The organism is Imperialibacter sp., from assembly GCF_040222385.1.
Taxonomy (GTDB): Bacteria; Bacteroidota; Bacteroidia; order Cytophagales; family Cyclobacteriaceae; genus Imperialibacter.
The window spans coordinates 1-560 of sequence record NZ_JAVKDF010000052.1 but is presented as its reverse complement, the minus strand read 5'-3'; the positions used below and the strand labels follow the sequence as shown (position 1 = coordinate 560).

The window sequence follows — 560 nt, the reverse complement described above, 5'->3', positions numbered from 1 at the left end:
ACCACCATATGTCTTCGCCATTACGGTCGTAATTGCCGCCGTTAGCGTAGTTTTACCGTGATCTACGTGTCCAATCGTTCCCACATTTACATGCGGCTTGGTGCGTTGAAAGGTCTCTTTTGCCATGTCTTTGTCTTGTTTGTGTTAATTAAATTTGTAAAACGATTACCGACAGAGCCGATAGTCGGATTTGAACCGACGACCCCTTCCTTACCATGGAAGTGCTCTACCTCTGAGCTATATCGGCTTCTATTCCAATGAGCGAGCGACCGGGATCGAACCGGCAACATTCACCTTGGAAGGGTGACACTCTACCAATTGAGTTACGCTCGCTTTTGCGTGGGGAGAGCAGGATTCGAACCTACGAAGTCGTAAGACAACAGATTTACAGTCTGCCCCAGTTGGCCGCTTTGGTATCTCCCCAAATTCTTTTCAATAAATCAATGAATGAGCCAGTGGCCGGAGTCGAACCGACGACCGACGGTTTACAAAACCGTTGCTCTACCAACTGAGCTACACTGGCATTTTTCGAAAGACTGGAAAAATACTCATAGTTCATC

General features: G+C 47.1%; 1 protein-coding gene and 4 tRNA genes. All 5 read right to left on the bottom strand.

What is annotated here, in order from left to right; all coding sequences use genetic code 11:
- The coding region (locus tag RIG68_RS24805; protein ID WP_350128790.1) for a GTP-binding protein at nucleotides 1-126 on the bottom strand (126 nt) is incomplete at its 3' end.
- 49 nt (nucleotides 127-175) lie between these two features.
- A tRNA-Thr gene (locus RIG68_RS24800) sits at nucleotides 176-247 on the bottom strand.
- Between the two features lie 13 nt (nucleotides 248-260).
- Nucleotides 261-333 (bottom strand) — tRNA-Gly (locus RIG68_RS24795).
- 7 nt (nucleotides 334-340) lie between these two features.
- A tRNA-Tyr gene (locus RIG68_RS24790) sits at nucleotides 341-423 on the bottom strand.
- A gap of 27 nt (nucleotides 424-450) precedes the next feature.
- Nucleotides 451-523 (bottom strand) — tRNA-Thr (locus RIG68_RS24785).
- Nucleotides 524-560: the final 37 nt, after the last annotated feature.